The following is an 8,674-nucleotide window of genomic DNA, read 5'->3' on the forward strand; positions in this document are numbered from 1 at the left end:
TCACTGCCGCGCGCCCCCCGAACGGGGAATGCGCGGGCGTCCCCGGAGCGTCACTCCACCGCGTCGGCGACCGCGGTCACGACCGCGCGGAACCGGTCCGGCGCCTCGCGGATCCGCCGCCGGAGGAGGACCCCGGCGAGCGCCGACGAGGCGGGTGCGGCGACCAGCTCGCACTCGACCCGGGCCCCCTCCTCGTCCGCCAGGACCCGCCACTGCTCGACGCCGAGCACCGGGAGTCGGCGCTCGAGCCCGCTCCCCCGCCGCTCGTAGGCGCCGTCGGCGGCGAGGACGTCCGCGAGGGCGGCGAGCACCGGGGCGGGGTCGGCGTGGAGGACGGAGGCGAGGGCGAGGAGGCTGCGCACGGCGGCAGTCTCGCACGCCCCCGCGTCAGGAGCGGGCGTCGAGGACGCGCCGGAGCCAGTCGAACGACGCCTTGGGCACGCGGTCCCGGCTGCGCGTGTCGACGGCCACGAGCCCGTGCGGGCGGCTGTAGCCGTGCTGCCACTCGAACGCGTCGACCAGGGTCCAGAGCTGCACGGCCTCCACCGGCAGTCCGTCGTGGACGGCCTCGGCGAGAGCGGCCAGGTGAGCCCCGAGCCAGCGGATCCGCTCCGTGTCGACGATCGCACCCTCGCGATCGGGCTCGTCGGGGTAGCTCGCGCCGAGCGCGGTCACCACCAGCGGCGGCAGGGCGTCGCCGTAGCGCTCCACGAGGGACCGCAGCACCGAGACCACCGCCCAGGGTGCGACCGGCGAGCCGTCGCCCGTGCGGTCCAGCTCCGGCCAGGGCGCCGTGTGGAAGGGGAGCGCGGGAGGAGCGCCCACCCCGGTCGGCAGCGCCGGGTCGCGGCCCGCCACGATCCGCAGCGGCGGCAGCGGCGCGACCGCGTAGAAGTCGAGCGGAGCCGAGATGCGCGCGAGGTCGACCGGATCCGCCTGCGCGAGGGCGCCGAGGAACGGCGGCAGCTCCTCCGGTCCGACCGGGTAGGACCCGGTCAGCACGGCGTCGGCCACCAGGCGGTTCCGCAGGACGTCCGCCAGGGAGGCGAAGGCGCGGTCCCGGTCGTCGTCCGAGGCGGGCTCGACCGGCGCGAGCGCGTCGACGAGGCCGATCCTCCCGGTCACCTCCGCCGCCCGCAGCGCCTCCAGCGCCACGCCGTGCCCGAGGAGCTGGTGGTGCAGCGCCGGCAGGGCGCTGAACAGCCGGCCGGCGCCCGGCGCCTGCCGCGCGAGCGCGTAGCCCTCGAGCATCACCGTCGACGGCTGGTCGAGGGTGATCCAGTCGGCGACCCGGTCGCCGAACCGCCCGCCGAGCTCGAAGGCGAGATCGCCGAAGCGGAACGCGGTGTCGCGGTTCATCCAGCCGCCGCTGAGCGCCGACGGGGTGTCGCGGTGGTGCAGGGTCAGCGCGACCCGGATCCCCGTCTCGGCGAGCCCGTCGAGCAGGCGGTCGTAGAAGCCGAGCCCTCCGCGGTCGATCGGCCCGCGTCCGTCGGGCTGCAGCCGGGGCCACGAGACCGAGAACCGGAGCTCGTCGACGCCGAGATCGACCAGCAGCGCGAGGTCCTCGCGCCAGCGCAGGAGGAAGTCCGTCGCGATCTCGGGAGTGGCCTCCTCGGCGATCGTCCCCCGTCGCAGCGCGAAGTCGTCCCACACCGACCGGCCCCGGCCGCCCGTCTCGAGGGAGCCCTCCGTCTGGAAGGCGCTCTGCGCCAGTCCGATGCGCAGGCCCGGCGGCAGGAGCCCGCCCAGCTCGCGCGGATCGTCGAAGCGCGCGGCCTCGACGCGCACCTCCCGCCGATCGCGCCCGCGGGCCTCGTCTTCGCGCATTCCACTGTCCTCCGGATCTGATCGACGGGTATATTCTCGCGGAAGCGCTCTCCCGGATCTCCCCGACTCCCCCGACCGGCCGAGACGCCTCCTCCGGATGGTGTACATCCGGGAACAGTGGTGCGGCGCGCTTGACAGCTCCCCCCTGCCCCCGTGCAATGGACGCATCGTGAAATCGGGCGTCGACGTGGCAGTACCGGGGGGTTCACCGGTCGTGCCGGTGCCCCGACTCCGCCGATCCCCGCGCCGCACGGCCGCCCTGCTGCTGGTGCTCCTCGCGGCCGTCGCCTCCGTCTCCGGCCTGGCCGCGCCGGCCGCGCAGGCCGCCGCTCTCGCGATCACCGCTCCCTCCTCCGGCGCGGTCCTCAGCACGGGAGCGACGACGGTCACCGGCACGGCGACGGCCGGGGACCAGGTGCAGATCGGGCTCCGCGGCGGCGGCGACCCCCTCTGCATCACCACCGCGGGCCCCGACGGCGGCTGGAGCTGCGCCGTCTCCCTCGACGACGGGCCGGCGACCCTGGTCGCGGTGGAGCTCCTCGCCGGCGGCGGGACCACCTCGGCCGCCGTCCCGATCGCCGTCCTCAGCGCCCCCGTCATCGAGTCGGTCGACGGCTCGGCGACCTCCGCGGGCTCGGTCCGCGGCACGGCCTACCCCGGCGCGAGCGTCGCCGCGGTCTCGAACGGCGGCGCCGCGTGCCTGGCCACCGCCGACTCCGGCGGCGCGTGGTTTTGCCAGCTCGCCCCCACTCCGGCGCCGGGCAGCTACCGCGTCACCGCGACGCAGACCGCCTCCTTCGCCGGCAGCGCCGCCTCGCCGGCCAGCGCGCCGGTGACCCTCGTGGTCGACACCGCTGCTCCTGCCGCCCCCGCCCTCACCTCGCCGTCGGACGGCGCCGCCCTGCCGCTCAGCGGCGCGTCCTACTCCGGGACGGGCGTGGACGGCACTCGCGCCTACGTGTACGTGGACCGGGTCAACACCTGCGACGCGGCGGTCAGCGGAGGCGCCTGGAGCTGCACCGGCGGCACGATCACGGCGGGCGCGCATCGGGTCTCCGCCATCGCCGGCGACAGCGCCGGCAACTACAGCCCGCCGAGCCCCTGGATCGACGTGACCTTCGCGGCGGCGACGACCGCTCCCACCGGCACGCCCAGCGCGACGACGCCGGCCGCCCCCGGAGCCGCGCCCAGCGCGCCCGGGGCCGCCGCGTCTCCCGCTCCGAGCAGCGCGGCGCCGACCGCGTCCCCGTCGCCCGTCCGCCCCGGAGAGGCCGCGCCCGCGCCCGAGGACGAGCCGACCGCCGAGCCCACCGCAGCACCGGTCCCGGCTCCAGACCAGGACGGCGGTGACGTGCCGCCGCAGCCCGCCCCCGACGCCGGATCCGAGCCGGGCGGCTGGAGCGCGGCGACCGGGATGACCACCGCGCTGTCCGCCGGATCGCCCGTCGTCTCGATGGCCGACTGGATGCGCTCCCTCGCCCTCGCTCTGCTCTCGCTCGCCCTGGTCGTCGTGCCGGCCCGCCTCGCCGCGGCCGGGCGCGCGCCCCGCGCCGAGCGCAGCTGGCACCTCACGGGCCGGAACCGCGCCGCCGTCGAGTACGACGACAAGCCGGACACCGGTCCCGCCTCGCCGCGCCTGATGGTCGTCGGGATGATCGGCTGTGCAGCCGGCCTCGTCCTGCTCTCGGGACGCGTCGACGGCCAGCCCGCCTACCTGCGCCTGCTGATCGCCGTCATCGTGGCCGTCGCCGTGGTCAACGCGGTCGCCGCCGCCGTCCCCGCGCTGGTCGGCCGACGGATCGGCGTCAGCGGGATCGGCGTCGTCGCCGCTCCGCGCGCGCTGCTCCTGGTCGCGGCGGCCGCTCTCGTCTCGCGCTTCGCGGGACTGGACCCGGCGCTCCTCTTCGGCGTGGTGATCGGCCTCGTCCTCCCCGAGGGCGCATCCGCCGTCGACCGGGCGAAGCTCTCCACCGTCCGCGTCGTCTCGCTGCTGGGCCTCGCCGGACTCGCCTGGGGCGCCTCCGCCGTGGTCCCGCCCGACGGCTCGTTCGGCTCCGTGCTCGCCGCGGAGGTGCTCAGCGCGACCACGCTGATCTCGGTCGGCTCGAGCGTGGTGCTGCTGTTCCCGGTCGGGCGCCCCGCCGGCCGCAGTATCCTGCGCTGGTCCCCGCTGCTCTGGCTCGGGCTCACGCTCCTCGCGACGACCGTGCTGTTCGTGCTGCTCACCCCGACCATCGCGTCCTGGTCGACCGACGGCGGAGCGGGCCCGGTGCTCTTCGCTGTCGTCGCCTTCAGCGCGGTGTGCACGTCGATCTGGGCCTGGCGGCGCTTCGTCGAGTCGGAGTAGCCGGGCTCGGGGGCCCGCTCAGCCGATCGAGACGGGCCGGTCGAGGTCGTCGCCCGGCAGCACGTCGGCCACGGCGCCGACGGTCAGCTCGCGCAGCGTCGCTATGCCGCCGTAGACGCCGAGGAACGCGGTGTCGGCCGCGTCGCGTCCCGTCGCGATCCGCACGAGGCTCGACCGCGGCGCGAGCGTCGTCGCGTCGACCGCCCGCCACTCCCCCTCGATCCAGGCCTCCGCGACCGCGTGGAAGTCCATCGGCTGCAGTCCCGGGGCGTACACGGCCGCCAGTCGGGCGGGCACGTCCAGCGCACGGAGGAGGGCGACGACGAGGTGCGCGAAGTCGCGGCAGACGCCGCGGCGGGCGAGCAGCGTCCGCTCGGCCCCGTCCGTCGGAAGGCTCGAGCCGGGGACGTACGCCAGCCGCGTGCCGACCCAGGAGCTCACCGCGTGCAGGAGGTCCGCCCCGGCCAGGCCGGCGAACTCGGCCCGGGCCGTCGCCGACAGCACGTCCGACTCGGCGTAGCGGCTCGGCCGCAGGTACCGCAGCCGGTCCACCTCGTCGCCCTCGAGCGGAGCGAGGCGTCCCAGGACGCGCGCGGAGTAATCCACGACGAGGTGCCCGACCGGCGCGTCGAGCACGTGCAGCCGGGTGCCGTGCTGGTCGATCACCTCGCGAGCGGGGAGCGGGCGGCCGTCGACGGTGAGCGTCAGCGACTCCTCCGCCCCGTACGCGTCGGCCACCGCGATCGAGAGGACGAGGGCGGCCGGAGCCGCGACGTCGAGGGTCAGGCGGGCCGAGACGTCGCGCTGCATGGGGCTCTTCTCCGGGGCGTGGCGGGTGGGGGTCAGGCGCCCTGCTCGCCCTTCGGCGGCGGGGTGGGGGCGGCGTCCGGCTCCTGCACGAGCTGCAGCCCGCCGGACGAGTTCGCCGAGACGGTCAGCAGGTCGATCCAGGTGCGGTTGATCGAGGGGACCCGTCCGCCGAAGTACTTGAAGTAGAGGGGCACGGAGGGGTCGAGCCAGATGCTCGAGCGGCCGTCGCCGACCGCGGGGTCGTCCCGCCAGGAGAAGAAGAAGCTCTCGCGGCGGCGCAGCTTGTTGGCGATGACGATCTGGACGTGCGTGAGCGTGCGGTCGTCGAACTCGATCTCGACTCCCGAGGCTCCGTAGAGCAGCTTCCCCATGGGGGCCTCCCGGCCGCCCGTCGCCGGGCGGTGCATGACGGTGCCCGCGGGCACGAGAAGCGGGACCGTTCCGGCGCCCGCCGTGGACCGGGCGGCTCGCATCCGGACGCGGGCGCCCGGGCTCGGAACCGCCCGGTGACGACTCTAGGCGAGGCGGCGCGGGCGCGCGGGATCCTCGTCCGATTCCCGAACACCGGGCTCCTCCGGCCGGAAGGACGACCGGTCCGGAGGCGCGCCCGGCGCCCTGCCGGATCCGGGCGAGACGGGGGCTCCTCCGGCCGGAAGGACGACCGGTCCGGAGGCGCGCCCGGCGCCCTGCCGGATCCGGGCGAGACGCGCCGGGGCACTGCCGCGCTCATGTCGGAGGTCGGACGTACGGTACCCGCATGATCGAATGCGCACTCTGCGGAACCGACGCCGTCGTCCTCGACCGCTCCGGCGGCCGCGACAAAGAGGAGGAGCTCGTCGTGCTCTGCGCCGACTGCACCCCGGGCGAGATCACCCAGGCCCTCGAGGCCGGGCTGCTCGAGCCCGCTCGACGCAGCGCGCACGCCCGCGCCGCCTAGAGAGCGGCACGTCGGACGGAGTGCCCCCACTGGGACTCGAACCCAGACTGAGACGATTTTAAGTCGTCTGCCTCTGCCGATTGGGCTATGGGGGCGACCACCGGGAGGAGCGACCCTCCCGGCGGCGGTGTCAGGACTTGGCGGGCTCGCCGCCGACCGGGACCGGAGCACCGGCCTGGCCGGGGATCTGCGCCGGGGCCTGCGCGGCCGGAGCCTCGGCGGCCGGGGCCGCCGGACGCGGACGCGACGCGTAGGTCTCGAAGGAGCCGCGGGGGTACTCGCGGGCCTCGATCGAGGCGATGTCGCGGCCGAGCCAAAGGTTGTTCCACCAGCCCCAGACCACGCGGAACTTGCGCTCCCACGAGGGCATGGCGAGACCGTGGTAGCCGCGGTGCATCACCCAGGCGGGGAAGCCCTTCACGGCGATCTTGCCGGACTGGAACACGCCGATGCCGATGCCCAGGCCCGCGACCGCGCCGAGGTTCTTGTGCACGTAGTCGACCGGCTCCTCGCCGCGGAGCACCGCGGTGATGTTCTTGGCCATGAGCTTGCCCTGGCGGACGGCGTGCTGGGCGTTCGGCACGCAGAAGCCGCCGACGCCGCCGCCGGTGAGGTCGGGGACGGCCGTCGCGTCGCCGGCGCCCCAGGCGCCCTCGACGAGCACGTCGTCGTGGCCGACGCGGAGGTCGGCGCGCACGCGCAGGCGGCCGCGCTCCTCGATGGGCAGGTCGGAGTTCTTGATCGACGGGTTCGCCATGACGCCCGCGGTCCAGATGATGAGGTCCGACTCGAAGCTCTCGCCCGTCGACAGCTGGATGACGCCGTTCTCGGCCGACTTGAGCTGCGTGTCGAGGTGCACGGTGGCGCCGCGCTGGTCGAGGTTCTTCAGCACCCAGTGGCTCGTCTCGAGGGCGACCTCAGGCATGATCCGGCCCATCGCCTCGATGAGGTGGAACTGCGTCTCCTCGAAGTCGATCTCGGGGTAGCGCTTGAGCAGCGCGCTCGCGAAGGAGCGCAGCTCGGCGAAGACCTCGATGCCCGCGAACCCGCCGCCGACGACCGTGACGGTCAGCAGGCGCGAGCGCTCGGGGCCGGCGGGGAGCGACGCGGCCTTGTCGAAGTTCGTGAGCATGCGGTCGCGGATCGCGGTCGCCTCCTCGATCGTCTTCAGGCCGATCGCGTTGTCGGCGACGCCCGGGATCGGGAAGGTGCGCGAGACGGAGCCGGCGGTGACGACGATCTGGTCGTACTCGAACTCGTAGGGCTCGCCCACGGTCGGGGTGATCGTCGCGGTGCGGTTCGCGTGGTCGATCTTCGTCACCTTGGCGGCGAGGATCGCGGTCTTCTTGAGGTGGCGGCGGAGCGAGACGATCGCGTGGCGCGGCTCGATCGACCCCGCGGCGACCTCGGGGAGGAAGGGCAGGTACGCCATGTAGGGCAGCGGGTCGACGATCGTGACCTCTGCCTCGTGCGGGCGGAGCTGCTTCTCGAGCTTCCACGCGGTGTAGAAGCCGGCGTAGCCGCCTCCGACGATCAGGATTCTGGGCACGGTTGACTCTCCAAGAGGGATGGACAATGCGAACACCCTCACGCAATGCGAAGTGCCCGCTCTCGATGCGGTGGGCAACACTGACCCCGACTGGGAATCAGCTTAGCGAAGAGCGCGCCGGTGGTGGCGCCTCCGTGGCTCCGGTAGGAGCGGCTACGCGTCGAGCGGCCTGCAGGCGCAGCGCTCGGGAGACCAGTCGGCGCGGGCCAGGGCCAGATCGCCGATCGGATTGACGCCGGGGCCCGCCGCGAGGGCGTGCGCGGCGAGGGCGTGGAGGCACTTCACCCGCGAGGGCATGCCCCCGGAGGAGATGCCCGCGATCTCGGGGACGGAGCCGACGCTCTCGCGGTCGGCCAGGAACGCCCGGTGCGCAGCGGCGTACGCCTCGCGCAGCTCCTCGTCCTCGGCGAGCATCGCGTTGTACTCGACCATGACCTGGGTGGCCTCGAGCTGCGAGATCGCGGCCGTCGCGGCGGGGTGGGTCAGGTAGTAGAAGGTGGGGAACGGCGTTCCGTCGGACAGGCGGGGGCTCGTGGAGACCACCGTCGGGTCGCCGCAGACGCAGCGTGCGCTGATCCCGACGACGTCCCGGGCGGGACGGCCCAGCTGGGCGGAGACGACCGCGATGTCGCGCTCGGACGGCGGATCGAAGGGGGGCGTGGTCACGGGGGCTCCAGAGGACGGACGGCCGGGAGGACGCTCCAGTGTACGCGGGGCCGGGCGGGAGCGACGGGGTCGGGCGGGAGCTACGGAGTCGGTGTCAGCTCATCGGCGGTCGGCTCGCCGAGGCCCGAGACCGCGATCGAGGACAGCAGGGAGCCGGCCCAGTCGCTCGGGGTCTCCTGCACCGTGTCGCTCGCGGGCTGCTGCGCCTGCTGGGCGAGCGTCACGTCGTCGAGCACGAGGTAGCTCACCTCGCCGGGCATCACGAAGTACAGCCGCTCGCGGGCCTGCGCACGGATGAACGCCGGGTCGGACCAGCGGGTGCGCTGCTCGTCTAGGTTCTGCGCCTGGGTCTTGGCCGCGTCGACCGAGCGCTGCAGCTCGGCGATCTCGGCGCGCTGCTCGACGAAGTTCTTGATGCTCGGGGCGAGCACGACCACCGCGAGGATCATGATCCCCATCACCAGCAGCGTGAAGCCCGAGCCGCGGACGCCGGCGATCCACGCGGACGAGGGCGGGGCGGGCGGCTGCTTCGGGC

Annotated in this window: 9 protein-coding genes and 1 tRNA gene; 2 read left to right on the plus strand and 8 right to left on the minus strand. The window is 74.6% G+C overall.

What is annotated here, in order from left to right:
- Positions 1-50 precede the first annotated feature (50 nt).
- Both C5C29_RS16600 and C5C29_RS16605 read right to left on the minus strand, forming a co-directional pair.
- On the minus strand, positions 51-362 hold the full coding sequence (locus tag C5C29_RS16600; protein ID WP_104227427.1) for a hypothetical protein: 312 nt from the start codon (positions 360-362) through the stop codon (positions 51-53).
- A gap of 25 nt (positions 363-387) precedes the next feature.
- Positions 388-1,830: a glycoside hydrolase family 1 protein gene (locus C5C29_RS16605; protein WP_181128846.1), complete on the minus strand. Its 1,443-nt coding sequence runs from the start codon at positions 1,828-1,830 to the stop codon at positions 388-390.
- Between the two features lie 220 nt (positions 1,831-2,050).
- On the opposite strand from C5C29_RS16605, the gene C5C29_RS16935 reads away from it, so the two are divergent.
- Positions 2,051-4,177, plus strand: coding sequence for a hypothetical protein (locus C5C29_RS16935; protein ID WP_146083503.1), 2,127 nt, complete (start codon positions 2,051-2,053; stop codon positions 4,175-4,177).
- Positions 4,178-4,195: 18 nt separating this feature from the next.
- Here the strand turns inward: C5C29_RS16935 and C5C29_RS16610 are convergent, their stop codons facing one another.
- Both C5C29_RS16610 and C5C29_RS16615 read right to left on the minus strand, forming a co-directional pair.
- The gene (locus C5C29_RS16610) at positions 4,196-4,987 is read right to left on the minus strand and encodes a transglutaminase family protein (RefSeq protein WP_104225021.1); all 792 of its coding nucleotides are present in this window, start codon (positions 4,985-4,987) and stop codon (positions 4,196-4,198) included.
- Between the two features lie 32 nt (positions 4,988-5,019).
- Positions 5,020-5,358 carry an ATP-dependent DNA ligase gene (locus C5C29_RS16615; protein WP_068211888.1) on the minus strand — a complete coding sequence of 113 codons (339 nt, stop codon included), beginning with the start codon at positions 5,356-5,358 and terminating at the stop codon, positions 5,020-5,022.
- A gap of 386 nt (positions 5,359-5,744) precedes the next feature.
- On the opposite strand from C5C29_RS16615, the gene C5C29_RS16620 reads away from it, so the two are divergent.
- On the plus strand, positions 5,745-5,924 hold the full coding sequence (locus C5C29_RS16620; RefSeq protein ID WP_104308590.1) for a hypothetical protein: 180 nt from the start codon (positions 5,745-5,747) through the stop codon (positions 5,922-5,924).
- Between the two features lie 21 nt (positions 5,925-5,945).
- Here the strand turns inward: C5C29_RS16620 and C5C29_RS16625 are convergent.
- The 4 genes from C5C29_RS16625 to C5C29_RS16640 form a co-directional block, all read right to left on the minus strand.
- Positions 5,946-6,019, minus strand: a tRNA-Leu gene (locus C5C29_RS16625).
- 35 nt (positions 6,020-6,054) lie between these two features.
- Positions 6,055-7,473 carry an NAD(P)/FAD-dependent oxidoreductase gene (locus C5C29_RS16630; RefSeq protein ID WP_104225019.1) on the minus strand — a complete coding sequence of 473 codons (1,419 nt, stop codon included), beginning with the start codon at positions 7,471-7,473 and terminating at the stop codon, positions 6,055-6,057.
- A gap of 153 nt (positions 7,474-7,626) precedes the next feature.
- Positions 7,627-8,139 carry a DUF501 domain-containing protein gene (locus C5C29_RS16635; RefSeq protein ID WP_104227430.1) on the minus strand — a complete coding sequence of 171 codons (513 nt, stop codon included), beginning with the start codon at positions 8,137-8,139 and terminating at the stop codon, positions 7,627-7,629.
- A gap of 80 nt (positions 8,140-8,219) precedes the next feature.
- Positions 8,220-8,674: septum formation initiator family protein (locus C5C29_RS16640; RefSeq protein WP_104225017.1), on the minus strand; the 455-nt coding region annotated here is incomplete at its 5' end.

The sequence above is a fragment of the Rathayibacter sp. AY1H2 genome (assembly GCF_002931985.1).
In the GTDB taxonomy this organism is placed as follows: Bacteria; Actinomycetota; Actinomycetes; order Actinomycetales; family Microbacteriaceae; genus Rathayibacter.